The organism is Pseudomonas sp. 2hn, assembly GCF_019646095.1.
GTDB classification, from domain to species: Bacteria; Pseudomonadota; Gammaproteobacteria; order Pseudomonadales; family Pseudomonadaceae; genus Aquipseudomonas; species Aquipseudomonas peradeniyensis.
In genome coordinates this window covers 1,903,678-1,929,716 of record NZ_CP081016.1, presented here as the reverse complement: position 1 = coordinate 1,929,716, position 26,039 = coordinate 1,903,678, and the positions used below count along the sequence as shown (strand labels likewise).

Annotated in this window: 22 protein-coding genes; 2 read left to right on the top strand and 20 right to left on the bottom strand. The window is 62.1% G+C overall.

What is annotated here, in order from left to right:
- Positions 1-107: 107 nt before the first annotated feature.
- The 3 genes from htpG to K2O50_RS08800 all read right to left on the bottom strand — a co-directional run bounded on the left by htpG (position 108) and on the right by K2O50_RS08800 (position 3,041).
- Positions 108-2,015, bottom strand: a complete 1,908-nt coding sequence (gene htpG / locus K2O50_RS08810) for a molecular chaperone HtpG (protein ID WP_050706514.1) — start codon at positions 2,013-2,015, stop codon at positions 108-110.
- 94 nt (positions 2,016-2,109) lie between these two features.
- Positions 2,110-2,568, bottom strand: coding sequence for a PaaI family thioesterase (locus tag K2O50_RS08805; RefSeq protein WP_050706515.1), 459 nt, complete (start codon positions 2,566-2,568; stop codon positions 2,110-2,112).
- Positions 2,565-3,041 (bottom strand): PaaI family thioesterase, encoded by a 477-nt coding sequence (locus K2O50_RS08800; RefSeq protein WP_050706516.1) that lies wholly within the window; start codon positions 3,039-3,041, stop codon positions 2,565-2,567. The genes K2O50_RS08805 and K2O50_RS08800 overlap by 4 nt, the downstream gene beginning before the upstream one ends.
- A 136-nt stretch (positions 3,042-3,177) precedes the next feature.
- Between K2O50_RS08800 and K2O50_RS08795 the strand changes: the two genes are divergently transcribed.
- Positions 3,178-3,453, top strand: a complete 276-nt coding sequence (locus K2O50_RS08795) for a hypothetical protein (RefSeq protein ID WP_050706517.1) — start codon at positions 3,178-3,180, stop codon at positions 3,451-3,453.
- Between the two features lie 67 nt (positions 3,454-3,520).
- On the opposite strand, the gene K2O50_RS08790 is transcribed toward K2O50_RS08795, so the two are convergent.
- From K2O50_RS08790 to sdhC, 11 genes are all read right to left on the bottom strand, one after another.
- A complete protein-coding gene (locus tag K2O50_RS08790) occupies positions 3,521-4,270 on the bottom strand; it encodes a DUF599 domain-containing protein (protein ID WP_050706518.1) in 750 nt (249 codons plus the stop codon).
- A 277-nt stretch (positions 4,271-4,547) separates the two neighbouring features.
- A complete protein-coding gene (brnQ, locus tag K2O50_RS08785; protein WP_050706519.1) occupies positions 4,548-5,861 on the bottom strand; it encodes a branched-chain amino acid transport system II carrier protein in 1,314 nt (437 codons plus the stop codon).
- A gap of 385 nt (positions 5,862-6,246) precedes the next feature.
- Positions 6,247-7,131, bottom strand: coding sequence for a succinate--CoA ligase subunit alpha (sucD, locus tag K2O50_RS08780; protein ID WP_004376004.1), 885 nt, complete (start codon positions 7,129-7,131; stop codon positions 6,247-6,249).
- Positions 7,131-8,297 (bottom strand): ADP-forming succinate--CoA ligase subunit beta, encoded by a 1,167-nt coding sequence (sucC, locus tag K2O50_RS08775; protein ID WP_003254205.1) that lies wholly within the window; start codon positions 8,295-8,297, stop codon positions 7,131-7,133. Before sucC ends, sucD begins: the two co-directional genes overlap by 1 nt.
- 172 nt (positions 8,298-8,469) lie before the next feature.
- Positions 8,470-9,906, bottom strand: coding sequence for a dihydrolipoyl dehydrogenase (gene lpdA / locus K2O50_RS08770; RefSeq protein ID WP_028690460.1), 1,437 nt, complete (start codon positions 9,904-9,906; stop codon positions 8,470-8,472).
- A 92-nt stretch (positions 9,907-9,998) separates the two neighbouring features.
- Positions 9,999-11,225 carry a 2-oxoglutarate dehydrogenase complex dihydrolipoyllysine-residue succinyltransferase gene (gene odhB / locus K2O50_RS08765; protein ID WP_050706520.1) on the bottom strand — a complete coding sequence of 409 codons (1,227 nt, stop codon included), beginning with the start codon at positions 11,223-11,225 and terminating at the stop codon, positions 9,999-10,001.
- A gap of 42 nt (positions 11,226-11,267) precedes the next feature.
- Positions 11,268-14,099: a 2-oxoglutarate dehydrogenase E1 component gene (locus K2O50_RS08760; protein ID WP_028690458.1), complete on the bottom strand. Its 2,832-nt coding sequence runs from the start codon at positions 14,097-14,099 to the stop codon at positions 11,268-11,270.
- A gap of 245 nt (positions 14,100-14,344) precedes the next feature.
- Positions 14,345-15,049 carry a succinate dehydrogenase iron-sulfur subunit gene (locus K2O50_RS08755; RefSeq protein ID WP_028690457.1) on the bottom strand — a complete coding sequence of 235 codons (705 nt, stop codon included), beginning with the start codon at positions 15,047-15,049 and terminating at the stop codon, positions 14,345-14,347.
- Between the two features lie 11 nt (positions 15,050-15,060).
- Positions 15,061-16,833 (bottom strand): succinate dehydrogenase flavoprotein subunit, encoded by a 1,773-nt coding sequence (sdhA, locus tag K2O50_RS08750; protein WP_028690456.1) that lies wholly within the window; start codon positions 16,831-16,833, stop codon positions 15,061-15,063.
- A gap of 3 nt (positions 16,834-16,836) precedes the next feature.
- Positions 16,837-17,205 carry a succinate dehydrogenase, hydrophobic membrane anchor protein gene (gene sdhD, locus K2O50_RS08745; RefSeq protein WP_028690455.1) on the bottom strand — a complete coding sequence of 123 codons (369 nt, stop codon included), beginning with the start codon at positions 17,203-17,205 and terminating at the stop codon, positions 16,837-16,839.
- Entirely contained in the window at positions 17,199-17,585 is a 387-nt protein-coding gene (sdhC, locus tag K2O50_RS08740; RefSeq protein WP_088852917.1) for a succinate dehydrogenase, cytochrome b556 subunit, read from the bottom strand. The genes sdhD and sdhC overlap by 7 nt, the downstream gene beginning before the upstream one ends.
- Positions 17,586-17,937: 352 nt before the next feature.
- On the opposite strand from sdhC, the gene gltA reads away from it, so the two are divergent.
- A complete protein-coding gene (gene gltA / locus K2O50_RS08735; RefSeq protein WP_050706521.1) occupies positions 17,938-19,227 on the top strand; it encodes a citrate synthase in 1,290 nt (429 codons plus the stop codon).
- Positions 19,228-19,434: 207 nt separating this feature from the next.
- Here gltA and K2O50_RS08730 read toward each other — a convergent pair whose 3' ends face one another.
- The 6 genes from K2O50_RS08730 to K2O50_RS08705 all read right to left on the bottom strand — a co-directional run bounded on the left by K2O50_RS08730 (position 19,435) and on the right by K2O50_RS08705 (position 25,952).
- Positions 19,435-20,040: an START domain-containing protein gene (locus K2O50_RS08730; RefSeq protein WP_050706522.1), complete on the bottom strand. Its 606-nt coding sequence runs from the start codon at positions 20,038-20,040 to the stop codon at positions 19,435-19,437.
- A gap of 33 nt (positions 20,041-20,073) precedes the next feature.
- Entirely contained in the window at positions 20,074-20,328 is a 255-nt protein-coding gene (locus K2O50_RS08725) for a YkgJ family cysteine cluster protein (RefSeq protein WP_023628900.1), read from the bottom strand.
- Between the two features lie 107 nt (positions 20,329-20,435).
- Positions 20,436-20,912 (bottom strand): hypothetical protein, encoded by a 477-nt coding sequence (locus K2O50_RS08720; RefSeq protein ID WP_050706523.1) that lies wholly within the window; start codon positions 20,910-20,912, stop codon positions 20,436-20,438.
- 62 nt (positions 20,913-20,974) lie between these two features.
- Positions 20,975-22,417, bottom strand: coding sequence for a PLP-dependent aminotransferase family protein (locus K2O50_RS08715; RefSeq protein WP_050706524.1), 1,443 nt, complete (start codon positions 22,415-22,417; stop codon positions 20,975-20,977).
- Positions 22,418-22,629: 212 nt separating this feature from the next.
- A complete protein-coding gene (locus K2O50_RS08710; RefSeq protein ID WP_220689993.1) occupies positions 22,630-22,788 on the bottom strand; it encodes a hypothetical protein in 159 nt (52 codons plus the stop codon).
- A gap of 767 nt (positions 22,789-23,555) precedes the next feature.
- Entirely contained in the window at positions 23,556-25,952 is a 2,397-nt protein-coding gene (locus tag K2O50_RS08705; RefSeq protein WP_220689992.1) for a diguanylate cyclase, read from the bottom strand.
- Between the last annotated feature and the right edge of the window lie 87 nt (positions 25,953-26,039).

The following is a 26,039-nucleotide window of genomic DNA, read 5'->3' as shown; positions in this document are numbered from 1 at the left end:
TCTCCTTGGGCTTCACGGGTCAGCACATGATAGATGTATTCGTGGGAGCGGGCTTGCCCCCGCCAGAAATGAAAAAGCCCGCCGAAGCGGGCTTTGTCTGCGTCAGATCAAGCGGACAGCTCGACCAGCAGCTTGTTGAGGCGACGCACATAGGCCGCCGGATCCTTCAGGCTGTCGCCGGCCGCCAGGGCCGCCTGGTCGAACAGGATGTGCGAAAGCTCGGCGAAGCGGTCTTCGCTCTGCTCGCCATCGAGCTTCTCGATCAGCGGGTGGGTCGGGTTGAACTCGAAGATCGGCTTGGACTCCGGCACCTTCTGCCCGCTGGCTTCGAGGATCTGGCGCATCTGCAAGCCCAGGTCCTGTTCGCCGATGGCCAGGATCGCCGGCGAGTCGGTCAGGCGGTGCGAGACACGCACTTCGGCCACGCTGTCACCCAGCGCGCCTTTCAGACGCTCGACCAGGCCTTCCTTGTCCTTGGCGACTTCTTCCTGGGCCTTCTTGTCCTCTTCGGAGTCCAGCTTGCCCAGGTCCAGGTCGCCACGGGCGACGTCGACGAAGGCCTTGCCATCGAACTCGCTGAGGTAGCTCATCAGCCACTCGTCGATGCGGTCGGTCAGCAGCAGCACTTCGATGCCTTTCTTGCGGAAGACTTCCAGGTGCGGGCTGTTCTTGACCTGGGCGTAGGATTCGCCGGTCAGGAAGTAGATCTTGTCCTGGCCTTCCTTGGCGCGGGCCAGGTAGTCGGCCAGGGCGACGCTCTGCTCGCCGCTGTCGTCATGGGTGGAGGCAAAGCGCAGCAGGCTGGCGATCTTCTCCTTGTTGGCGAAGTCCTCGGCCGGGCCTTCCTTCAGCACCTGGCCGAAGTTCTTCCAGAAGCCCTTGTATTGCTCGGGTTCGTTCTTCGCCAGCTTTTCCAGCATGTCCAGCACGCGCTTGGTCAGCGCGGTCTTCATCGAATCGATGATCGGATCCTTCTGCAGGATCTCGCGGGAAACGTTCAGCGACAGGTCGTTGGAGTCGACCACGCCCTTGATGAAGCGCAGGTACAACGGCAGGAACGACTCGGCCTGGTCCATGATGAACACGCGCTGCACGTACAGCTTCAGGCCGCGTGGCGCTTCGCGCTGGTACAGGTCGAACGGCGCGCGGGCCGGCACGTACAGCAGCGAGTTGTATTCGAGCTTGCCTTCGACCTTGTTGTGGGTCCAGGCCAGCGGGTTCTCGAAGTCATGACCGATGTGCTTGTAGAACTCCTGGTATTCCTCGTCCTTGATCTCGGTACGCGAACGGGTCCACAGGGCGCTGGCGCGGTTGACGGTTTCCCACTCCTGCGCCGGCTGCTCTTCACCTTCGGCGGCCGCTGCCTGTTCTTTCGGCAGCTCGATCGGCAAGGCGATGTGATCGGAGTATTTCTTGATGATGTTGCGCAGGCGCCAGCCGTCGGCGAACTCGTCCTCGCCCTTCTTCAGGTGCAGGACAATGCGGGTGCCACGCTCTGGCTTGTCGATCGTTGCAACTTCGAACTCACCCTCGCCCTTGGACGACCAGTGCACGCCTTCGGCGGCCGGCAGCCCGGCGCGACGGCTGAACACATCGACCTTGTCGGCGACGATGAACGCAGAGTAGAAGCCCACGCCGAACTGACCGATCAGGTGCGAGTCCTTCTTCTGGTCACCGGTGAGGTTCTTCATGAAGTCAGCGGTGCCGGACTTGGCGATGGTGCCCAGGTGGGCAATGACGTCTTCGCGGCTCATGCCGATACCGTTGTCCTCGAGGGTCACGGTATTGGCGGCCTTGTCAAAGCTCACGCGGATCTTCAGCTCGGCGCCGCCTTCGAGCAGCTCGGGCTTGGCCAGGGCCTCGAAACGCAGCTTGTCGACGGCGTCGGAGGCGTTGGAGACCAGCTCGCGCAGGAAGATCTCCTTGTTCGAATACAGGGAATGGATCATGAGGTGCAGCAGCTGCTTTACCTCGGTCTGGAAGCCCAGGGTTTCTTTTTGAGTCTCCACACTCATGGTCTTCAAAACTCCAATCTGTTGGTTGTTGGCGCCTGGCGGCCGTCTGGCCTGCTTTTGATGGCGGATGTCCAACAGATGGGGGCAGCCCTGACTATTTCAAGGGCTTTTCCGGTTCGATCTTGAAATGCGCGCGCGCCGTGGCGATCGGCGTGTCGCGATCACCCTGCCAGGCGGTGATGGCGACGTTGGTCACCCGCCGCCCCTGGCGCCACAGCTGACACTGGGCATAAGTGTCGCGAAAATGCCCGGCGCGCAGGTAGTCGATGGAGAAATCGATGATCTTCGGAATACTCGCGCTCTCGCTGTAGATCAGCAGGTAGAGCGCTGCGGACAGCTCCATGAAGCCGGCGATGACGCCGCCATGGATCGCCGGCAGCAGCGGATTGCCGATGTTGTCGGGGTTGGCCGGCAGACGGAACAGCAGGTCGTCGCCCTGGCGCTCGCATTCGATGCCGATCAGCCCGGCATACGGGATCAACGCCAGCAGGGGCTGGTAGTCGCCCCGCGCGTGGGCCTGGTTCAGCTGTTGACGGATGTCGGCGGGAATCACGCGCGGCCCTCCTTGAGGCTGTTGCCGAAGCGGATGCCGCCCTTGACGTCCTGCCCCAGGCGCATGAAGGTGCCGACCACCTGGCAGATCGGTTGCGCAGGGTCATCCTGGTAGGCGGTACCACGGGTAAAGATGACATCGCGGGTCACCCGGTAGCACTGGGCATGGCCGTAGATATCCTTGCCTGCCTCGGCCGGGTGCATGTAGTCGATGCGCAGGTCCAGGGTCGGGCACACCTCTAAGCGCGGCAGCGCGCAGAGCGTGGCCATGCCGCAGGTGGTGTCCATCAGCGTGGTCAGCACGCCGCCGTGCACCGCGCCGTTCTGCGGATTGCCGACAATGGCCGGCGACCAGGGCAGCACCAGCGTCATGCCGTCGGTATCGGCGTGATGCACGCGCATCTGCAATACCTGGCAATGTTTCAGCGCCGAGAGAAAACGCTCGGCCATCGCCATCAATGGCGTCTCGTTCATTGTCCCTCGCTTCATAAAATGGATAAAAAGTCCATATAGGTCGGGCAGTTATATATCTGTAACCTTTGTGGAACTTATTCGTACCCGGTGAACTCGAAGGTACAAGTAAAGTTATTCCACCCAGGAGAAACACCCCATGCGTAAACCTTTTGCTTTTGCTCTGATGCTGGCCGCTGCCATGGGCCTGGCTGCTTGCGATAAAGCGAGCGAAGACAAAGCCCAGGACGCACAGCAACACGCCGAGCAAGCCCAGGAGAAGATGGGCGAAGCTCAGGATAAGATGAACGAAGCCGCCAAGGAAAACGCCGAAGCCGCCAAAGATCAGGCCGAAGCGCAGCAGAAGGCCGCCGAGGAAGCCGCGCCGACCACTCCAGCGCCGACCACTGCGCCTGCCGAGCCTGCCAAGCAGTAATCGCGCAGCACAAAAAAACCCGACAATGTCGGGTTTTTTTGTACCTGGCGCTTAACGCTGAAAGGCTTCAGCTGGTAATACCGGAAGTTTCCTTGCCTGCCTCGACCGAAACACTTTCGGTCGGCGTGAACACCATCACTTCCAGTACATGGGAATGAAACTCGCGGCGATACAGGATGAATACCACGCCCACGCTCATGACCATGAACAACCAGGGGCTGATGAACCAGCTCAGCATGGCCATGCCGAAGTAATACGAACGTAATCCCAGGTTGAACTGGTTGGCGGCCAGCGACAGTACTCGTGCGGCCCGAGAGGCGAAAGCCTTGCGCTCGAGTTCGTTGACCAGGCGCTCGCCGATCATCGGCGCCGAGCCCACCAGCACGGCGGCGAAGTTGTATTGACGCATGCACCAGCTGAAGGTGAAGAAGGCGTAGACGAACACCATCGCCAGGCACAACAGCTTGATTTCCGACATGCCTTGCGAGGCCTGCTGCACCAGTGGCAGGTCGGCCAGCAGCGACAGCGCGCGATCCGACGCACCGAGCACGGTGAGGATACCGGCGAGGATGATCAGCGTGCTGGACGCGAAGAACGAGGCATTGCGCTCGAGGTTGCCGATCACGCTGGCATCGGCGATGCGGTTGTCGCGCAGCAGCATGCGCCGCATCCAGTCCTCGCGGTACAGGTGCAGCACGCTGGCCAGGCAGGCCGTGTCGCGCCCCTTCCAGATGGCGTAGCGGGTGTAGCCACCCCAGCAGATGGCGAACCAGCAGGCGGCCAGGAGGTTGCCCAGGTTGTTTTGGATGAAGCTCATGCAGGAATCCCGTCAAAGAGAAACAGACCGGTTTTCGACGCCCGGATTCGCCATAAGACACATGTGCGCCATTTTTTGGTTTTCCTGCACCGGCCTCTTCGCGGGTAAACCCGCTCCCACAGGGATCGCACGCCTGTGGGAGCGGGTTTACCCGCGAAAGGGCCGGCACAGGCAATAAAAAACCCCGCTCCTTCACAGGAAGCGGGGTTTCGATATCCACCTTGGTCAGGCGCCCTTCGGCTTGTGGCCGGCGCCCTGCCCTTCGGGCTTCAATCCATCAGGCCAGCGCCTCGCGCGGCTTGCCCAGCATGCGGTCGAAGACCACGGCGGCGGCCAGGGTAACCACCGAAGGCACCAGCCAGGCCATGCCTTCGTTGCTGAACGGCAGGTGCGCCAAGGCGTCAGGCAGTACGTGGGCAAAGCTGCTGCCCTTGATCGCGTCGACAACGCCGAACACCAGCGACACCAGCATGACCGGGGCCAGGATACGGGTCGGCGAATTCCACAGGTCCTTCACGAAGCTCAGGCCCACGACCACGATGCACGGCGGGTAGATCGCCGTCAGCACGGGAATCGAGAACATGATCAGCTTGGTCAGGCCCAGGTTGGAGATCACCAGCGAGAAGCCGGCCAGGATCACCACCAGGGTGCGGTACGACAGCGGCAGGATCTGGCTGAAGTACTCGGCGCAGGCGCAGGTCAGGCCAACGGCGGTCACCAGGCAGGCCAGGGCGATCAGCACGGCGAGGAAGCCGCTGCCCAGGGAACCGAAGGTGTGCTGCACATAGGCATGCAGGACCATCGCGCCGTTGGTGGCATCGGCGGCAATGTCATGGCTGCCAGCGCCGAGGCGGAACAGGCTGACATACACCAGCACCAGGCCGACACCGGCAATCAGGCCGGCGATGATGGCATAGCGGGTGATCAGTTTCGGCGACTCGACGCCACGCGAGCGGATGGCGTTGACGATGACGATACCGAAGACCAGTGCGCCCAGGGTATCCATGGTCAGGTAGCCATCGGAGAAGCCTTTGGAGAACGCGGCGGCGGCATAGGCAGGCTGGGCCTCGCCAATGGTGCCGGCCGGCAGGGCGAAGGCGGCGATGCCCAGCACCGCCAGGGCGATGATCTTCAATGGCGCGAGGAAACGGCCCACGGTATCGAGCAGCTTGCCTGGGTACATGGATACGGCCAGGACCACGGCGAAGTACACGATGCTGTAGATGAGCAGCGCGGTCGGGCTCTCGCCGGTCAGCGGCGCAACGCCCACTTCGAACGACACGGTCGCGGTACGCGGAGTGGCGAACAGCGGGCCGACCGAGAGGTAGCACACGGCCGCCAGCAGGCCACCGAAGAACTTGCCGATCGGGCTGCTCAGGGCGTCCATGCCGCCACCGACCTTGGCCAGGGCGACCACGGTGATGACCGGCAGGCCCACGGCGGTGACCAGGAAGCCGAGTGCGGCCATCCATACGTGCGGACCGGACTGCAGGCCGACGATAGGCGGGAAGATGATGTTGCCGGCGCCGACGAACAGCGCGAACGTCATAAAGCCAAGCGCCAGGATATCCTGGCCTTTTAACACTTTCATTTAAGGAAATACCACACTGCTGAAATCGGGAGTCGGAGGGGATTTCCCATAGGATGAAGGGAAATGCTGCCCGGCTTGGTGAGCCAGACCCGTTTAGCGTGTCGTTCCCTTTTGGGGTACGGGCACAGAGTGAACGCGTAGCCTACCTGTTTTGCCCGACAAACGCACTGGCACAGTGCTGCTTGTCCGATGTGCGTATGTGTTTGTCGTCTGGTTGAACGTGTTAGGCGACAATTTATTGCTCATTTGGGTAGATGTCTGGTTGAAAAACCTGATTGAGGTGATCGAATTTTCCCAGGTGTAGGAACGGCCGCTGATCGCCAGGAAAAACGACAAAGGCCACCCGAAGGTGGCCTTTGTGCGCGTGGGGGGTACTGCGTGTTACTTACTTCTTGACTTCCCAGCCAGTCAGCTCGGCCAGGGCCTTGCCGATGTCAGCCAGGGAACGCACGGTTTTCACACCGGCGTCCTGCAGGGCGGCGAACTTCTCGTCCGCAGTGCCCTTGCCACCGGAGATGATGGCGCCAGCGTGGCCCATGCGCTTGCCCGCAGGTGCGGTAACACCGGCGATGTAGGAAACGACAGGCTTGGTCACGTTGGCCTTGATGTAGGCCGCGGCTTCTTCTTCAGCGGAACCGCCGATCTCGCCGATCATGACGATCGCTTCGGTCTTCGGGTCTTCCTGGAACAGCTTCAGGATGTCGATGAAGTTGGAGCCCGGGATCGGGTCACCGCCGATGCCGACGCAGGTCGACTGGCCGAAGCCGGCGTCGGTGGTCTGCTTCACAGCTTCGTAGGTCAGGGTGCCGGAACGCGAAACGATACCGACCTTGCCTGGCAGGTGGATGTGACCCGGCATGATGCCGATCTTGCACTCGCCCGGAGTGATCACGCCTGGGCAGTTCGGGCCGATCAGGGTCACGCCCAGCTCGTCGCACTTGACCTTGGCGTCCAGCATGTCGAGGGTAGGAATACCCTCGGTGATGCAGACGATCAGCTTGATGCCACCGAAGGCGGCTTCCAGGATCGAGTCCTTGCAGAAAGGAGCCGGTACGTAGATGACCGACGCGTCAGCGCCGGTGGCCTCTACGGCTTCTTTCACGGTGTTGAACACCGGCAGGCCCAGGTGGGTGGTGCCACCCTTGCCCGGGGTGACGCCGCCGACCATCTTGGTGCCGTAGGCGATGGCTTGTTCGGAGTGGAAAGTACCCTGCGAGCCGGTGAAGCCCTGGCAGATGACTTTGGTGTCTTTATTGATCAGGACGCTCATTACTTGCCCTCCGCAGCTTTGACAACTTGTTGAGCAGCGTCGGTCAGGCTGGTTGCCGCAATGATGTTCAAACCGCTTTCTGCCAGTACTTTAGCGCCCAGTTCGGCGTTGTTGCCTTCGAGGCGAACGACAACCGGAACCTTGACGCCGACTTCTTTCACAGCGCCGATGATGCCTTCGGCAATCATGTCGCAGCGAACGATGCCGCCGAAGATGTTGACCAGGACGGCCGCGACATTGCTGTCGGACAGAATGATCTTGAACGCTTCGGTAACGCGCTCTTTGGTAGCGCCGCCGCCCACGTCGAGGAAGTTGGCTGGCTTGCCGCCGTGCAGGTTGACGATGTCCATGGTACCCATGGCCAGGCCGGCACCGTTGACCATGCAGCCGATGTTGCCTTCGAGGGCGACGTAGTTCAGTTCGAACTTGGCGGCGTGGGCTTCACGGGCGTCGTCCTGCGACGGGTCGTGGAAGGTCTTCAGCTTCGGCTGACGGTACATGGCGTTGGCGTCGATGTTGATCTTGGCATCGAGGCAGTGCAGATCGCCGTCGGCCTTGATCACCAGCGGGTTCACTTCCAGCAGGGCCAGATCGTGATCCTTGAACAGCTTGGCCAGGCCTACGAAGATCTTGGCGAACTGTTGAACCTGCTTGCCTTCCAGACCCAGCTGGAACGCCAGTTCACGACCCTGGAACGGCTGAGCGCCGACCAGCGGATCGATGGTGGCCTTGAGGATCTTCTCAGGAGTTTCGTGAGCGACTTTCTCGATGTCCACGCCACCTTCGGTGGAGGCCATGAACACGATGCGACGGCTCGAACGATCGACTACAGCGCCCAGGTACAGCTCTTTGGCGATGTCAGTGCAGGACTCGACCAGGATCTTGGAAACTGGCTGACCGTTGGCGTCGGTCTGGTAGGTGACCAGGTTCTTGCCCAGCCACTGAGCAGCGAACGCCTTGGCGTCTTCCTTGCTGCGAACCAGCTTGACGCCGCCCGCCTTGCCGCGACCACCGGCGTGGACCTGGGCTTTGACGACCCACTCGTTCCCGCCGATCTTGTCGCAGGCTTCTGCAGCTTGCTCAGGGGTATCGACAGCGAAACCCTTGGAAACTGGCAGGCCGTACTCAGCGAACAGCTGCTTACCCTGATACTCGTGAAGATTCATGCTTTTTACCGTCTTCGTTAGGTACTGCGCTTCGGCGCTGCGCCATTACTGGCGCCGCACCACCTGTGACCGTTGACCCCGGGTTTTCCCGTGTGATCCGGTCCGGCGGACGTTCCGCGGTGAGTCTTGCACGCAAGACCCACGACGGGCAGCCCGCCGTGGTTTCTTATAATTAACGCTTCTTACGGTTGGCGACGTGAATGGCACCGCCATTCACCGCCAGCGCTGCTTCATGCAACGCTTCGGACAGGGTCGGATGGCTGAAGACCATCATGCCCAGGTCCTCGGCACTGGTGCCGAATTCCATTGCGATCGCGCCTTGCTGAACCAGCTCGGCAGCCGATGGGCCGATCACGTGAACGCCCAGTACGCGGTCGGTCTTGGCATCGGCGATGACCTTGACGAAACCACCGGTGTCGTTGGCCGCCATCGCACGGCCGCTGGCCGCGAACGGGAAGGTGCCCACGTTAACCTCAACGCCTTCGGCTTTCAACGCCTGTTCGGTCTTGCCGACCCACGCGATTTCCGGGTGGGTGTAGATGACCGACGGGATCAGGTCGTAGTTCATCTGGGCTTTGTGGCCCTTGATGCGCTCGACGACCATGATGCCCTCTTCCGAGGCCTTGTGCGCCAGCATCATGCCGCGCACCACGTCACCGATGGCGTAGACGCCCGGAACGCTGGTGGCGCAGTGATCGTCGACGAAGATGTAGCCACGCTCGTCGATGGTCACGCCGCTGTCGGCAGCCAGCAGGTCGGTGGTCACCGGACGACGGCCGACCGCAACGATCAGCTTGTCGAAGGTGATCTTCTGCTCGCCTTCGGCGTTGGTGTAGGTGACTTCGACTTCGTTGCCGTTGACTTTCGAGCCGGTGACGCGAGCGCCCAGCTTGATGTCCAGGCCTTGCTTGGTCAGGGTCTTCTGGGCTTCTTTCGACACGGCGGTGTCGGCAGCCATCAGGAAGGTGTCCAGGGCTTCCAGGACGGTGACTTCGGCACCCAGTCGAGCCCAGACCGAGCCCAGCTCCAGGCCGATCACACCGGCACCGATGACGCCCAGGCGCTTCGGTACGCTCTGGAATTCCAGGGCGCCGGTGGAATCGACGATGACGTTCTGGTCGACCGGAGCCGGCGGAATGTCGATCGGACGCGAACCGGAGGCCAGGATCACGTTCTCGGCTTCGATGACTTCGGTGGTGCCGTCAGCCTTGGTGACTTCGACTTTCTTGCCGGCCAGCAGCTTGCCGTGGCCCTGGATCGAAGTGACGCCGTTGGCCTTGAACAGGGTGGCGACGCCACCGGTCAGGTTCTTGACGATACCGGCCTTGCGGCCAACCATCGCGGCAACGTCCATCTTCACTTCGCCAGTGGAGATACCGTGCACGTTGAAGCTCTCTTTGGCTTCCTTGTACTTCCAGGAGCTGTCCAGCAGCGCCTTGGACGGAATGCAACCCACGTTCAGGCAGGTGCCGCCCAGGGCCAGCTTGCCCTCGGCGTCGGTGTATTTCTCGATACAGGCAGTCTTCAGACCGAGTTGGGCAGCCTTGATGGCGGCAACATAGCCGCCAGGACCTGCACCAATCACCACTACGTCGAATTTCTGGGTCATAAAAGATTCCTTATCAGCTACAAGCTACAGGCCGCGTACCGCACGGCCCCGTCTCTTGCGAAGAGCGGGGCCGGCGGCGCGCAGCTAGTTGATTAGATGTCCAGCAGCAGGCGAGACGGATCTTCCAGCAGGTTCTTGATGGTCACCAGGAAGGTTACCGCTTCCTTGCCGTCGATCAGGCGGTGGTCATAGGACAGCGCCAGGTACATCATCGGGCGGATCACCACTTGGCCATTGATGGCCATCGGGCGCTGGATGATGTTGTGCATACCCAGGATCGCGGCCTGCGGCGGGTTGACGATCGGGGTCGACATCATCGAGCCGAAGGTACCACCGTTGGTGATGGTGAAGGTACCGCCAGTCATCTCTTCGATCGACAGCTTGCCGTCACGGGCTTTCTTGCCGAAGGTGGCGATGCCGTTCTCGATCTCGGCCAGCGACATCGATTCGGCGTTGCGCAGCACCGGTACCACCAGGCCACGGTCGCTGGAGACGGCGACGCCGACATCAGCAAAGCCGTGGTAGACGATGTCGTTGCCGTCGATCGAGGCATTGACCGCCGGGAAACGTTTCAGCGCCTCGGTGGCAGCCTTGACGAAGAACGACATGAAGCCCAGGCGCACGCCGTTGTGGGTCTTCTCGAACAGGTCCTTGTACTTCGAACGCAGGGCCATGACTTCGGTCATGTCGACTTCGTTGAAGGTGGTCAGCATGGCCATGTTCGACTGGGCTTCGACCAGACGCTCGGCGATCTTGGCGCGCAGGCGGGTCATCGGCACGCGCTTCTCGGTACGATCGCCAGCGGCGACGACGACCGGGGCAGCGGCAGCAGCGGCCGGCTTGGCAGCCGGTGCGGCGGCAGGGGCCGACTTCTTGTTGGCGACGGCAGCAACGACGTCTTCCTTGGTGATGCGACCGCCCTTGCCGGTGCCCGCAACGGTAGCCAGGTCGATGCCGTTCTCTTCAGCCAGCTTGCGCGCGGCTGGAGCGGCGACCGGGTCGTCTTCGCCAGCATCGGCGGCTGCGGCAGCCGGGGCAGCAGCAGCGGCCGGAGCGGCAGCAGGAGCTGCGGCGGCAGCGCCACCTTCAACGATCGAGCCCAGGACTTCGTCGGACAGGACGGTGTCGCCCTCGCCCTTGACGATGGCGCCCAGCACGCCGTCGGCGGTGGCCAGGACTTCCAGGACGACCTTGTCGGTCTCGATGTCGACGATCAGCTCGTCACGCTTGACGGCGTCGCCCGGCTGCTTGTGCCAGGTGGCAACGGTGCCATCGGCAACCGATTCCGGGAAGGTTGGGGCTTTGATCTCGATAGCCATTATCTGTGTTTCCTTAAATTCGGTTTCAGGTGCGCGAAGGCGTTAGACAGTGAAGGCGTCTTGCAGCAGTTTTTCCTGCTGTTCGGCGTGCTTCGATGCGTAACCACAAGCTGGCGCGGCGGAAGCGTCGCGACCGGCGTATTCCAGGACCAGCGCCTTGTTGTGGCGGCCCAGGATACGGCGCATGTGGTGCTGGCTGCTGTACCAGGCGCCCTGGTTCATCGGCTCTTCCTGACACCACACTGCGTGCTTGAGGTTGGTGTAAGGCGCGAGGATCTCGACCAGGTCGTCCTCAGGGAACGGATACAGCTGCTCGATACGCACGATGGCGATATCTTCGCGGCCTTCGGCACGGCGTTTTTCCAGCAGGTCGTAGTAGACCTTGCCACCGCACAGGACCAGGCGCTCGACCTTGGCAGGATCCAGGGTGTCGATTTCCGGGATCACGGTCTGGAACGAGCCATCGGCCAGGTCTTCCAGGGTCGAGATGGCCAGCTTGTGGCGCAGCAGCGACTTCGGCGTCAGCACGATCAGCGGCTTGCGCAGCGGACGGATGACCTGGCGACGCAGCAGGTGGTAGATCTGTGCCGGGGTGGTCGGTACGCAGACCTGGATGTTGTGCTCGGCGCACAGCTGCAGGTAGCGCTCCAGACGCGCGGAGGAGTGCTCCGGACCCTGGCCTTCATAGCCGTGCGGCAGCAGCATGGTCAGACCGCACAGGCGGCCCCACTTGTGCTCGCCGCTGGTGATGAACTGGTCGATCACCACTTGCGCACCGTTGGCGAAGTCGCCGAACTGGGCTTCCCAGATCACCAGCGCGTTCGGCGTGGTGGTCGAGTAGCCGTATTCGAAGGCCAGTACCGCTTCTTCCGAGAGGAAGGAGTCGTACAGCTCGAAGCGCGGCTGACCCGGGAACAGGTTCTTCAGCGGCACGTAGGTGCTGGCGTCCTTCTGGTTGTGCAGCACCGCGTGACGGTGCGAGAAGGTGCCGCGGCCGATGTCCTGGCCGGTCATGCGGATCGGGTGACCTTCGAACTGCAGGGTGGCGTAGGCCATGGTCTCTGCATAACCCCAGTTGATCGGCAAGCCACCGGCCTGCATCTTCTGGCGATCTTCGTAGATCTTGGCGACCTGGCGCTGGACGACGAAACCTTCAGGCAGCTCGAGCAGCTTGGCCGACAGCTCCTGCAGGGTCTTGAGGTCGAAGCGGGTGTCGTGACGCGCGGTCCAGGCATGGCCCAGGTACGGACGCCAGTCGACGAACAGCTCGCGGTTAGGCTCCTTGACCAGGCTCTTGACCACATGCAGGCCGTTGTCCAGGGCGTTGCGGTACTCGTCGATCTTGGCCTGGGCGCGCTCGGCGTCGATGCGACCGGCGCTGATCAGTTGCTCGGCGTACAGCTCACGGGTGGTGCGCTGCTTGCTGATCTGCTGGTACATCAAAGGCTGGGTGCCGTTCGGCTCGTCGGCCTCGTTGTGGCCGCGACGACGGTAGCAGACCAGGTCGATGACCACGTCACGCTTGAACTGCATGCGGTAGTCGATGGCCAGCTGGGTGACGAACATCACCGCTTCCGGATCATCGCCGTTCACGTGCAGGATCGGCGCCTGGATCATCTTGGCAACGTCGGTGGCGTACTCGGTGGAGCGCGCATCCAGCGGGTTGCTGATGGTGAAACCGACCTGGTTGTTGATCACGATGTGCACGGTGCCGCCGGTCTTGAAACCGCGGGTCTGCGACATCTGGAAGGTTTCCATGACCACACCCTGGCCGGCGAACGCTGCGTCACCGTGGATGGAGATCGGCAGGACCTTGTCGCCAACGGTGTCGTTGCGGCGATCCTGGCGGGCGCGAACCGAACCTTCCACCACTGGCGAGACGATTTCCAGGTGGGAGGGGTTGAACGCCATGGCCAGGTGGACTTCGCCACCGGGGGTCATCACGTTGGAGGAGAAGCCCTGGTGATACTTGACGTCACCGGAGCCCAGCTCGTTCATCTTCTTGCCTTCGAACTCGTCGAACAGCTCGCGCGGGTTCTTGCCGAAGGTGTTGACGAGCACGTTGAGGCGGCCACGGTGGGCCATGCCGATCACGACTTCCTTGGTGCCGTAGGAGCCGGAGCGCTGGATCATTTCGTCCAGCATCGGGATCAGGCTTTCGCCACCCTCGAGGCCGAAGCGCTTGGTGCCCGGGTACTTGGTGCCCAGGTACTTCTCCAGGCCCTCACCGGCCGTGACGCGTTCGAGCAGGTGAGCCTGCACGTCGGCGGAGAATTCCGGACGGCCACGCACGCTTTCCAGGCGCTGCTGGAACCAGCTGCGCTGCTCGGAATCGACGATGTGGGTGAACTCGGCGCCAATGGTGCGACAATATGTCTTCTGCAGCGCTTCGAAGATTTCGCGTAGGCTCGCTTCCTCTTTGCCGATGAACAGGTCGCCGGCACGGAAGGTCGTATCAAGATCGGCATTGGTCAAGCCGTAGTGATTGATCGACAGGTCTACGGGCGCAGGACGCTGCCACAACCCCAACGGGTCGAGCTTGGCAGCCTGATGGCCGCGCATACGATAGGCCTGGATCAGTCGCAGCACTTCAACCTGCTTCTTCTCGTGTTCACTGCTCACGCTCCCGGCGGATACCGGTTGGGCGCGGCGCTGGTTCTTTGCCAGCAGTACGAAATGGTCGCGGATCGTCGAGTGCGATACATCGGTAGCGGTGCTGCCGTCGGCGGGCAACTTCTGGAAGTAAGTGCGCCACTCTTCTGGCACAGCGTTAGGGTCGTGCAGGTAGAGCTCATAAAGCTCTTCCACATATGCAGCGTTACCACCTGAAAGGTGGGCGCTATCCCACATGCGCTGCATCACGCTTTCTTGCATGCTTGGTCACCCTCGGTTAGGGGACTGATCGGCGAGAGCCACAGCAAACCTGGAAAAGTCCGAACACAGCGACTGAACCACGCCACCTGGATCCTGCTGATTTTCCGGGTACCAGCCCGGAAGCCCCTGCTGGTCTCATATCTTCATAGGTAATGAGCGCGGGCTTTTTGAGCCCTTGCTCGGGTTTTACCTCAGTGCGGGCTCACCACCCGCACCTCGGCTTACTGCAGGTACAACGCTTTGAATCAGGTGCCGCTTTGCAGCAGCATGTTACGTACGTGGCCGATTGCCTTGGTCGGATTCAGACCTTTGGGGCAAACGTTCACGCAGTTCATGATCCCGCGGCAGCGGAACACGCTGAACGGGTCATCCAGGGACGCCAGGCGCTCCTGAGTCTTGGTGTCGCGGCTGTCGGCCAGGAAACGGTAGGCCTGCAGCAGTGCGGCGGGGCCCAGGAACTTGTCCGGGTTCCACCAGAACGACGGGCAGGAGGTCGAGCAGCAGGCGCACAGGATGCACTCGTACAGACCGTCCAGCTTGTCGCGATCTTCCGGCGACTGCAGACGCTCGATGGCCGGGGCCGGGGTGTCGTTCTGCAGGAACGGCTTCACCTTCTCGTACTGCTTGTAGAAGATGCTCATATCGACGACCAGGTCACGGATAACCGGCAGGCCTGGCAGCGGGCGCAGGACCAACTTGTTACCTTTTACGACAGCGGACAGCGGCGTGATGCACGCCAGGCCGTTCTTGCCGTTGATGTTCATGCCGTCGGAACCGCACACGCCTTCACGGCAGGAGCGACGGTACGAGAAGCCCTCGTCCTGCTCCTTGATCAGCGCCAGCACGTCCAGGACCATCAGATCCTTGCCGCCGGTGTCGACCTGGAAGGTCTGCATCTTCGGCGCCGAATCGGTGTCCGGGTTGTAACGATAAACTTCGACTTGCAACATAGCGGCCACCCTTAGTAAGTCCGGACTTTCGGTTCGAAGGCAGGAACTGTCTTCGGCGCAAAGTTGACGCCACGCTTGGCGACGCGCTTCTCACCCGGGTAGTACAGGGTGTGGCACAGCCAGTTCTCGTCGTCACGGTCTTCGAAGTCTTCACGGGCGTGCGCGCCGCGGGACTCTTTACGGGCTTCAGCGGCAATGGCGGTCGCTTCGGCGACTTCCAGCAGGTTCTGCAGCTCCAGCGCTTCGATACGCGCGGTGTTGAAGGCCTGGGACTTGTCGTTGATCTTGACGTTGGCGATGCGGTCACGCAGGCCAGCCAGCTGCTCGATACCCTTCTGCATGTATTCGCCGGTACGGAATACACCGAAGTAGTTCTGCATGCAGCTCTGCAGCTCGCGCTTGAGGCTGGCGACATCTTCGCCGGTGGTGCGCTCGTTGAGCTTGCTCAGGCGGTTCAGGGCAACGTCGATGTCGGTGTCGCTGGCATCGCGGTACTCGACGCCGTCGCTCAGCGCCTTCTCCAGGTGCAGGCCGGCGGCGCGGCCGAAGACCACCAGGTCGAGCAGCGAGTTGCCGCCCAGGCGGTTGGCGCCGTGGACCGATACGCACGCCACTTCACCTACGGCGAACAGGCCCGGGATGATGTGGTCGTTGCCTTCGGCGTCCATGGTGATGGCCTGGCCATGAATGTTGGTGGCAACGCCGCCCATCATGTAGTGGCAGGTCGGGATGACCGGTACCGGCGCGACCACAGGGTCGACGTGGGCGAAGGTCTTGGACAGTTCGCAGATGCCCGGCAGGCGGCTGTGCAGCACTTCCTCGCCCAGGTGATCCAGCTTCAGCAGTACGTGGTCCTTGTTCGGGCCCACGCCGTTGCCGGCGATGATCTCTTTGACCATGGAACGGGCGACCACGTCGCGGCCAGCCAGGTCCTTCGCGTTCGGCGCGTAACGCTCCATGAAGCGCTCGCCGTGGGCGTTGATCAGGTAGCCACCCTCACCGCGGCAACCTTCGGTGACCAGTACACCGGCGCCGGCGATGCCGGTCGGGTGGAACTGCCACATCTCGATGTCCTGCACCGGCACGCCGGCACGCAGGGCCATGCCGACACCGTCACCGGTGTTGATCAGGGCGTTGGTGGTGGAGGCGTAGATACGACCGGCACCGCCAGTGGCCAGAACGGTGGCCTTGGACTTGATGTACATGGTTTCGCCGGTTTCGATGCAGATCGCGATCACACCGACGAAAGCGCCGTCCTGGTTCTTCACCAGGTCGACGGCGTAGTACTCGTTGAGGAAGGTGGTGCCTGCTTTCAGGTTGCCCTGGTACAGGGTGTGCAGCAGCGCGTGACCGGTACGGTCGGAAGCGGCGCAGGTACGGGCGGCCTGGCCACCTTTACCGAAGTCCTTGGACTGGCCACCGAACGGACGCTGGTAGATACGGCCAGTCTCGGTACGCGAGAACGGCAGGCCCATGTGGTCCAGCTCGAAGACCGCAGCCGGGCCTTCCTGACACATGTATTCGATCGCGTCCTGGTCACCGATGTAGTCGGAACCCTTGACGGTGTCGTACATGTGCCAGCGCCAGTCGTCGTTCGGGTCGGCCGAAGCGATGGCGCAGGTGATGCCGCCCTGGGCGGAAACGGTGTGCGAACGGGTCGGGAACACCTTGGTGACTACGGCGGTCTTGTGGCCGCCTTGAGCCAGCTGCAGCGCTGCGCGCATGCCAGCGCCGCCGCCACCGATGATGATGGCGTCGAAGGAAATCGTAGGAATGTTAGCCATGAATCAGATACCCCAGAGAATCTGCACACCCCAGACGAAGTAAGCGAACATCGCTACACCGCATACCGCCTGGAACAGGAAACGAATCGCAGTCGCCGACTTGCCGAAGGACATCGGCGTCAGGTAGTCGGTGGCAATGGTCCACATGCCGACCCAGGCGTGAGCGCCCAGGGCAACGAGGGCCAGCAGACTGAAGATGCGCATCGCGTTGTTGGAGAACAGAGCGTGCCACTGGGCGTAGTCGATGCCCGGGTGGGCAGCGAGGTAGCCGATCAGGAAGATGAAGTAAGCCGCGAGAACGACCGCCGAGACGCGCTGCGCCATCCAGTCGTAGAGGCCCGAACGCGACAGGTTCGTGACGTTAGTTACCATACCCAAACTCCTGCCAGAACGATCAGCACCACGGAGATGACGATCACGATTTTCGAGCCCAGCTTGCCGCCTTCCAGCGTCTCACCGATACCCATGTCCATGATCAGGTGGCGCACACCTGCCACGAGGTGATACAGCAGGCCGGACAGCAGGCCCCAGGTCACCAGTTTGGCCAGCGGACTGGTCAGACACGCCTTCACCTCGGCAAAGCCTTCCTCGCCACCCAGCGACTTGCTCAATGCGTACAGCATGATGGCAAGGCCGAGGAACAGGATGACGCCGGAGATACGGTGAAGAATGGACGTGTACGCGGTGATCGGGAGTTTGATGGTCCTTAGGTCTAGGTTTACAGGTCGTTGGCTTTTCACGGCTTTTTTCACACTGAAGAGCCCCTAGCTAACAGGGCAAAGTTGTTGGTAAGTGTACTGGTCAGGTACCCACCACCCAGGAGAGCGACGACACCCAGCAGGGCGGGCTTGAAAGCCCCTGGGAGTCGGCTGCCGAGTATAGACAGTTAGGCTGCTTATGACAACGTGAGGGGCTCGCCCAAATAGCGCATTGCCTTTAGTGAACAAAAGGCGTAAACGGGCGAGAATTTCGTGAAAAACCAGGCTTCAGGGGGCGTTTCAACCAGCCTTTAGGCAAATTGACATTCGAATTTATCCCTCTATAGTGGTGCGGGCCCTGCGTGGGGGGTCTGTCTGATGATTTCAAGCATTAATAGGAGGCCACATGGCTGACAAAAAAGCGCAGTTGATCATCGAGGGCGCTGCCCCCGTCGAGCTGCCCATTTTAACCGGCACCGTTGGTCCCGATGTTATCGACGTCCGCGGGTTGGGGGCATCCGGCCACTTCACCTTCGACCCCGGCTTCATGGCGACCGCCTCGTGCGAGTCGAAGATCACCTACATCGACGGCGACAAGGGCATCCTGCTGCACCGCGGCTACCCGATCGAACAGCTCGCCGAACAGTCGGACTACCTCGAGACCTGCTACCTGCTGCTCAACGGCGAACTGCCGAATGCCGAGCAGAAGGCCCAGTTCGTCAGCACCGTGAAGAACCACACCATGGTTCACGAGCAGCTGAAGTCGTTCTTCAACGGCTTCCGCCGCGACGCCCACCCGATGGCGGTGATGTGCGGCGTGGTCGGCGCCCTGTCGGCGTTCTATCACGACTCGCTGGACATCAATAACCCGCAGCACCGCGAAATCTCCGCGGTTCGCCTGGTCGCCAAGATGCCGACCCTGGCCGCGATGGTCTACAAGTACTCCATGGGCCAGCCCATGATGTACCCGCGCAACGACCTGTCGTACGCGGAAAACTTCCTGCACATGATGTTCAACACCCCGTGCGAGATCAAACCGATCAGCCCGGTGCTGGCCAAGGCGATGGACCGGATCTTCATCCTCCACGCCGACCACGAGCAGAACGCCTCCACCTCTACCGTGCGCCTGGCGGGCTCCTCGGGCGCCAACCCGTTCGCCTGTATCGCCGCCGGCATCGCCGCGCTGTGGGGCCCGGCCCACGGCGGCGCGAACGAAGCCGTACTGACCATGCTCGATGAAATCGGCGATGTCTCGAACATCGACAAGTTCATCGCCAAGGCCAAGGACAAGAACGATCCGTTCAAGCTCATGGGCTTCGGTCACCGCGTCTACAAGAACCGCGACCCGCGCGCCACCGTGATGAAGCAGACCTGCGACGAAGTCCTCAGCGAACTCGGCATCAAGAACGACCCGCAGCTGGAACTGGCCATGCGCCTGGAAGAGATCGCCCTGACCGATCCGTACTTCGTCGAGCGCTCGCTGTACCCGAACGTCGACTTCTACTCGGGCATCATCCTCAAGGCCATCGGCATCCCGACCAGCATGTTCACCGTGATCTTCGCCCTGGCACGTACCGTGGGCTGGATCTCGCACTGGAAGGAAATGCTCTCCAGCCCGTACAAGATCGGCCGTCCGCGCCAGCTGTACACCGGTTACGAGCAGCGTGACATCGTTGACCTGAAGGACCGCAAGTAAGCTTCATAGGCTGAACGCAAAAAGGCTGCCCTCGGGCAGCCTTTTTTGTTCCGGCCTATATACCCTTCCCCTGTGTAGGAGCGGCCTTGTGCCGCGAAAGGGCTGCACAGCAGCCCCAGGATCTCGTGCCAGACTCAAAATCGCCGGGGCCGCTGCGCAGCCCTTTCGCGGCACAAGGCCGCTCCTACACAGGGAACACGCCAGCCTTTAGTTCTTCTCGGCGCGCTCTTTCAGCCCCTTGAGGGTATTGAACGGTGCATCGACCACGAACTTGTTGGCCAGCCACGACGGCACGCTGCCGCCCGGTTCGGTGTGCACCTGGTAGGTCACCTCGGTGCTGTCACCCTTGGGCACCAGCTTCCAGAAGCCTTCCACCTGGGCGACACGCACGAAGCCCTTTTCCTCCGGCAGATACTTTGGCTCTTCCTGAAGCTTGCGGGTCAGGCTGCCATCAGCCTCCTGGACCGTGGTCACATGCAGGATCGAATCCCGCGGCGTCACCGGCCAGGGCGTATTGAACTGGGTGTAGGTCCAGCTCTGGTCACCTTCGCTCTTGAGCAGCTTCTGCGACTTGCACTCGTGGATCCAGGCACAGGCCCCCGCCACGTCCTCCTGCAGCGCCTTGACCTTGGCCAGCGGCGCCTTGATCACGGTCACGCCGCGATAGGCCTTGTACTTCGAGCCGGCCACCTCGCTGAGGGAGACCTTGATCCCCTCCTCGTCCTTGGCCACCTGCCAGTTCTCGGCCCAGGCCGTCGGTGCCAGCAGCACGCCCATGCCACACAGCAGTGCAATACCTTTGATCGATCTCATCATCTTGTTCCTTGTTGTCGAAGATCCAACCTGTCACGCCGCCGTCATCTGCTCCAGCCACCCGATGATGCGGATAGCCTCGTCACGATCGTTGCCACAGATGTCCGCTTCCGCCTTGAAGCCGCCACACACCTGCGGCCGCTCGGGCTTACCGAACAGCGCACAGAGGTTTTCGACATTCAGGTGCAGACAGCGTTCGCCGGCCGGCTTGCCCTGCGGCATACCGGGGATCGGTGAACTGATGGACGGGGCGATGCAGCAGGCACCACAGCCCTCGCGGCATTTCATGACAACAGGACTCCCAGGAGCAAAACGGGACGAACGTCCCTGGATACTAACCGCTCAAACATATGTTTGAAATTGCCGAGCGGATGAAATCAGCCGTGACCCGGCAGTCAGTTGCGGAATTCGAATTCGATGGCCGCGCCTTCCACGTCCCGCCGACTGTCGTTGCGCAACTGCAACTGCATTTCGTTGCTGATCAGCCGGCCGTTGAGCTGGAAGGGACTGCTGTCGGATTCGGGCTTGGTGGGGAACATCGAGGGCAGCAGCGGCTTGCGCACCACCGGCCCGTCGCCAAGATCCGGCTCGAGATGCTTGACCATGTCCTTGGGCAGGCTCAGGTCGATCTTCGGCTTGGGAAGCGGCTTGGCCACGGACTTGCTGACAGACCTGGCCTTCGGTTTGGGTTTGGGCTTCGCCTTGGTTACCGGCTTGGCCTGAGGTTTGGCAGGGGCCTTGGTGGACGCCTTGTTCACCGACTTGTGTACACCCTGCGCCTTGGCCGCCGGTTCGGCAGCCTGCACCGCACCGACCGACAGCCAGGGCAAGGCGAAACACAGGGCGATGGCGAGAGGACGAAGCAGGTTCATGGGTACCAGGAGCGCAAGCTGTAAAACGCGTATGCTCCCTGTTCCCGACTCGTCTGACAAGCCTACAACAGCACGCCGTTCGATTCCCGGCACAATTGCTGGGCCAGCAGCCCCAGCGTCATCACTGCACGCTCGGCCTCGCGATTCCAGGGAATGCCGCAATTAAGCCGGATACAGTGGTTGAACTGCTCGGTATTGCTGAAGATCAGCCCGGGGGCGATGCTGATGCCCTGCTCCAGCGCCCGCACATGCAGCTCCTGGGTATTGACCCGCCCCGGTAGGCTGACCCAGAGAATGAAGCCGCCGGTTGGCCGGGTCATCTGAGTGCCTTCCGGGAAGTGCTGCTGCACCGCCAGTTGGTAAGCGCTGAGGTTTTTGCGGTATTCCTGTCGGATGAAGCGCAAATGCCGATCGTAGCCACCATTCTCCAGGTAGGCGGCCACCGCCATCTGCGTGACGCTGCACGCCGAGTGGGTGGTGAAGGTCTGCAGGCGCTGGATCTCGTCCTGGTAGCGCCCGGCGATCATCCAGCCAACCCGCACCCCCGGCGACAAGGTCTTGGAGAAGCTCGAGCAGTAGATCACCCGATCCAGCCGATCGAACGCCTTGAGCGACTTGGTGCGCCCTTGCTCGAACATCAGCTCGCCGTAGATATCGTCCTCGACGATCTGGATGTCGAAATCCGAGGCCAGGCGCAGCAACTGTTTCTGTCGTTCCTCGGGAATGGTGCCACCCAGCGGATTACTCAGTCGCGCGGTCAGCACCAGGGCCTTGATCGACCACTGGTTGGCGGCCAGCTGCAGGGCCTCCAGGCTGATGCCGGTGGAGGGGTCACTGGGGATCTCGATGACCTTGAGCCCGAGCAGGTCGGCCAGTTGCAGCAGCCCATAGTAGGTAGGCGACTCGGCGGCGATCAGGTCGCCCGGCCGGGTCAGGACTCGCAGCGCCATTTGCAGGGCATCGACACAACCATGGGTCACCACCACTTCGCGGGGATCGACCAGCACGCCGGCATCGCGCATGCGGATGGCAATCTGCCGACGCAACGGCTCGAAGCCGGGGCTGAACATGTAGCTGAAGGCACGCGGGCTATGGAAGCGCGTCACCTTGGCCAGTTGCTGGTGCAGGGCGCGCACGGGCAGGTAGTCGACATGGGGCACCGCCGCGCCGAAGGGAAAGACGCCATCGCGTCGCGCCTCGACCAGTACCTGCTGGATGATGCTGGCCCGGGTGACCAGGCCAGGGCGCTCGACCCGGGCGATATCCGGGGTCTGCGCCGTCAGTGCCGGGGTCTGGTGGACATAGTAGCCCGACTGCGGTCGGGCGCGGATCAGGCCCTGGTCCTCGAGATTGGCATAGGCCTGCAGCACGGTGGCGTGGCTGACATTGAGCTGGGCGCTCATCTTGCGCACCGACGGCACCCGTTCGCCTGGCTGGTAGACACCCTGACGGATGTCATCGGCCAGTTGCTGGGCAATACGCTGGTACAGCAGCAGGTTGGTCATGGCGTGTTCTCGAAGCGCGGACGGGGTCGTTATTCTTGTGTGACTCACTGCCGAGGCAGAATACCGTAACAGTTGCGAAGTGTACTGGGACAGATCGCAGGATAGTCAACAATACAGTTGCGTGACAGAGCAACGATTAATGTTTGAGTCGGCGCGCCGACGAACGCACAGAATGGTGATGCTGCCCGCTGTTGCCTGTTACCCGTTACACGTTACACGTTGCCGTTGCCGTTGCCGTTGCCGTTGCCGTTGCCGATCAGGAGTCTAGCGCCATACCCCGCTAGCGACAGCTGCGCCAGCCCAGGCGCCGCCCGTACCTTCGCGACTTCAGGAGGCCGAACGCAGGCCTTGCGGAGGGAGGTGACGGGCATGGATGCCCGTCAAGCGCTGCGCCCCAGGATGGGGCGTTCAGCGCGGTCCTCCCGGGAGCAAGGCCGGAGTGAGGGGACCCGGAGCGAAGCGGAGGGCCGGATGAATGGAGCGAGGATTTTTTGGTTCCTTTTTGATCCTTCAAAAAGGAACTCGCCGTAAGGGCGAAAAGGTGACTTCGCGTCACCATCGCAAATGAATGCGCTTACAACTATTAAAACCAGCACCAACCGACTTTGACTTTGACTTTGACTTTGACTTTGACTTTGACTTTGACTTTGACTTTTAGAGCATGTGTTTTGAAAGTTATATGCGCATTCATTTGCGATGGTGACGCAAAATCACCTTTCCGCCCTTACGGCGGGTCCCTTTTTGAAGGATCAAAAAGGAACCAAAAAATCCTCGCTCCATTCATCCGGCCCCTACGCTTCGCTCCGGGGTTCCCTCGCTCCGTTCTTGCTCCCGGGAGGACCGCGCTGAACGCCCCATCCTGGGGCGCAGCGCTTGACGGGCATCCATGCCCGTCACCTCCCTCCGCAAGAACTCCGCTCGGCCTCCTGAAGTCGCAATTGGTGTTGCCTGAACTACCGCGCACTTAGAAGCAAGAGCAAGAGCAAGAGCAAGAGCAAGAGCAAGAGCAACCAGTCAAACTAACCGACTAACCGACTAACCGACTAACCGACTAACCGACTAACCAACTAACCAACTAACCAACTAACCAACTAACCAACTAACCAACTAACCAACCAATTAAAATATACAACCCACTTCAAGACAACTCTCCCTCAACCCGATCCCGCCCTCCCTGCTTAGCCACATAAACCCCAGCATCCGCCCGCAACAACAACGCATCAGCCCCTTCCCCAACCCGCCACCCCGCCACGCCAAAGCTCGCCGTCACCCGCCCAACCCCCTCGACCGGCACACTCCGCACCCCCTGCCACAACTCCTGCGCCAGCATCCGCGCCTGCTCGGCATTGCTCCCCGGACACAGCACCATGAACTCCTCCCCCCCCAACCGACAAAACACATCGGTTCGCCGCAACCGCTGCCCGATCCGCTGACACAGGCTGCGCAGCACATGATCCCCCACCGCATGCCCATATTGATCGTTGATCCGCTTGAAGTGATCGATATCCAGCATGATCACCGCCAGGTCCAACCCATCCCGCTGCGCCCGATCCAGTTCGTTGCGCAGCCGCTCCTGGAAATAGCGCCGGTTATAGATCCCGGTCAGGGCATCGGTCACCGACAGCGCCCGCAGCTCCTCCTCTACCCGCTTTAGGTCCGAGATATCAGTCAGGTACCCATGCCAGAGCGTACTGCCGTGCTCGCCAATTTCCGGAGTCGCCTCCCCCCGCACCCAACGCAACCCCGCCCGTGGCAGGCACACCCGGTACTCCTCCCGCCACGGCGTCAGGTACTCGGCGGAGTAGCGCACCGAGCGCCGTACCCGCTCCAGGTCGTCCGGATGAATACGCTCGAACACCGCCGCGGCGTCCTGGCGCAGCAACGCCAGGTCCACCTCATAGATGTCGTGCAGGCCCTGGCTGGCATAGGGGAAACAGGAATGACCATCGGCATCCAGACGATACTGGTAGATCCCGCCAGGCACCTCCGCGCTGAGTTTTTCCAGCAGCCGGTCGCGGGCCGCCAGGGCCTCGTGCACCCGGCGCCGCTCGGTGACATCGATGCAGATCGCCAGGTAGCCCACCCACAACCCCTGCTCGTCCAGCACCGCCGTCACCAGCATGTTGGCCAGCAAGTGACTGCCATCCTTGCGCACCAGGGTCCAGTCGGCCGGCTCCGCGCCGCCCTCCTGCACCGTCTCGGCGAACATCGCCTGACCCGCGCCGACCTCACGACCGAATCGCACGCTCAAGGCGTGGGCACGCTGGTGCAACTCTTCGGGCAAGACCAGATCCTCGAGCCGCAATTGGCCCAGCGCTTCGCCGGCCGAATAGCCCAGCATGCGTTCGGCGCCCGCGTTGAAGGTGCCGATCACCCCGCGCAGGCTGGTGGCGATGATCGCCACCTGGGTCGCGGCATCGAGCACGCTGCGCAACTGGTTGTGAGTCTCGCGCAATGACTGCTCGCTGACGCGCAGCTCGGCAGTGCGCCGGGCCACCAGGCCCAGGGCGCGCTGGCGCTGGCTGAACAGGCTGTACAGCAACAACGCCAGCAACACACTGAGCAAGCCGCCGAGCAACGCCACCACCGGCACCGCCGACGAGCGATTGGCCGCGAGAAAGCCCTGACTGGGGCGAATATCGAGCTGGTAATGGTGGTCGGCCAGGTGCAGCAGGTGACTGCTGGCAAATCCCATCCGCGCCGGCGGCATCCCCGAATCGAACAACACCTCGTGCCCACCCTCGGTGGACAGGTCGAGGATGCGCACCACCAGGTTGTCGTCGGCCACCGTCGGCAGGCTCTCGGCGATCAGCTGATGCAAGCTCAGCAAGGCCATGACGTAGCCTCGGGGCGGCTCGCCCGCAGACGCTTGCTCGGCGAACACCGGGGCGACTATCAGCAGGCCACGGGTATAGGTCGGCTCGACGTTGATCATGTCCAGCGGCGCCGACACCGCCATGCTGCCGGGGCTCACGGCCCGGGCCAGGGTCGCGGCGCGCAGCGGCTGCCCGCCCAGGTCGAAGCCGTAGGGCTGGGCCTGGCGGCTCGTCGCCTGGGTGTACAGAACCGGATAGTAGTGATCGCGCGCGGGCGCGGCCTGCCAATCGCCCTGGGCGTCCACGTCGCGGATCCGGTAAGGCTGGCCCAGCCAGGCACTGGCGCGCCGCTCGAAGTCCTCGCGTTGCGCCGCCGCTACCCGCGGTGCCCAGGAGTAGGCCTGGGTGCGGTGCAGCAAGGGACGTGCGTAGCCATCGAACTCGCGGGGGGTGATCTCGGTGGAATAGGCGAAGAACCGACGCAGGCCGTCCAGGCGCTGTTCCTGCTCCTCGAAACGCTCGGCGATACGGCTGTAGCGCTCACTGGCCAGCAGCTCGAAGCGCTGGCGCAGTTGCTGCTGGTAGAAGGTCTGGGTGGCGATCGCCAGGGCCGCCGTGAGCAACGCCCCGGCGACCAGCGCCGCCAGGGCCACGCCCCAGGCCGACAACTCGTCGCCGAGCAGGCCAAGCCGCTTCACAGGTACGCCCGGGGTCGACATAGAGGACTCCAACCAAGGTCAGCGTCCTGCGTATTGTCCCGCCCTGTCCTGAGTTATAGCCACTGGCCAGCAGGCGCGCCACGTACC

What these genes read in the sequence shown, in the direction of transcription:
- htpG (WP_050706514.1), bottom strand. Translation starts at nt 2,015, where the DNA reads ATGAGTGTGGAGACTCAAAAAGAAACCCTGGGCTTCCAGACCGAGGTA.
- K2O50_RS08800 (WP_050706516.1), bottom strand. Translation starts at nt 3,041, where the DNA reads ATGAACGAGACGCCATTGATGGCGATGGCCGAGCGTTTTCTCTCGGCG.
- K2O50_RS08795 (WP_050706517.1), top strand. Translation starts at nt 3,178, where the DNA reads ATGCGTAAACCTTTTGCTTTTGCTCTGATGCTGGCCGCTGCCATGGGC.
- K2O50_RS08790 (WP_050706518.1), bottom strand. Translation starts at nt 4,270, where the DNA reads ATGAGCTTCATCCAAAACAACCTGGGCAACCTCCTGGCCGCCTGCTGG.
- brnQ (WP_050706519.1), bottom strand. Translation starts at nt 5,861, where the DNA reads ATGAAAGTGTTAAAAGGCCAGGATATCCTGGCGCTTGGCTTTATGACG.
- sucD (WP_004376004.1), bottom strand. Translation starts at nt 7,131, where the DNA reads ATGAGCGTCCTGATCAATAAAGACACCAAAGTCATCTGCCAGGGCTTC.
- sucC (WP_003254205.1), bottom strand. Translation starts at nt 8,297, where the DNA reads ATGAATCTTCACGAGTATCAGGGTAAGCAGCTGTTCGCTGAGTACGGC.
- lpdA (WP_028690460.1), bottom strand. Translation starts at nt 9,906, where the DNA reads ATGACCCAGAAATTCGACGTAGTGGTGATTGGTGCAGGTCCTGGCGGC.
- odhB (WP_050706520.1), bottom strand. Translation starts at nt 11,225, where the DNA reads ATGGCTATCGAGATCAAAGCCCCAACCTTCCCGGAATCGGTTGCCGAT.
- K2O50_RS08760 (WP_028690458.1), bottom strand. Translation starts at nt 14,099, where the DNA reads ATGCAAGAAAGCGTGATGCAGCGCATGTGGGATAGCGCCCACCTTTCA.
- K2O50_RS08755 (WP_028690457.1), bottom strand. Translation starts at nt 15,049, where the DNA reads ATGTTGCAAGTCGAAGTTTATCGTTACAACCCGGACACCGATTCGGCG.
- sdhA (WP_028690456.1), bottom strand. Translation starts at nt 16,833, where the DNA reads ATGGCTAACATTCCTACGATTTCCTTCGACGCCATCATCATCGGTGGC.
- sdhD (WP_028690455.1), bottom strand. Translation starts at nt 17,205, where the DNA reads ATGGTAACTAACGTCACGAACCTGTCGCGTTCGGGCCTCTACGACTGG.
- gltA (WP_050706521.1), top strand. Translation starts at nt 17,938, where the DNA reads ATGGCTGACAAAAAAGCGCAGTTGATCATCGAGGGCGCTGCCCCCGTC.
- K2O50_RS08730 (WP_050706522.1), bottom strand. Translation starts at nt 20,040, where the DNA reads ATGAGATCGATCAAAGGTATTGCACTGCTGTGTGGCATGGGCGTGCTG.
- K2O50_RS08725 (WP_023628900.1), bottom strand. Translation starts at nt 20,328, where the DNA reads ATGAAATGCCGCGAGGGCTGTGGTGCCTGCTGCATCGCCCCGTCCATC.
- K2O50_RS08720 (WP_050706523.1), bottom strand. Translation starts at nt 20,912, where the DNA reads ATGAACCTGCTTCGTCCTCTCGCCATCGCCCTGTGTTTCGCCTTGCCC.
- K2O50_RS08715 (WP_050706524.1), bottom strand. Translation starts at nt 22,417, where the DNA reads ATGACCAACCTGCTGCTGTACCAGCGTATTGCCCAGCAACTGGCCGAT.
- K2O50_RS08710 (WP_220689993.1), bottom strand. Translation starts at nt 22,788, where the DNA reads ATGCCCGTCACCTCCCTCCGCAAGGCCTGCGTTCGGCCTCCTGAAGTC.
- K2O50_RS08705 (WP_220689992.1), bottom strand. Translation starts at nt 25,952, where the DNA reads ATGTCGACCCCGGGCGTACCTGTGAAGCGGCTTGGCCTGCTCGGCGAC.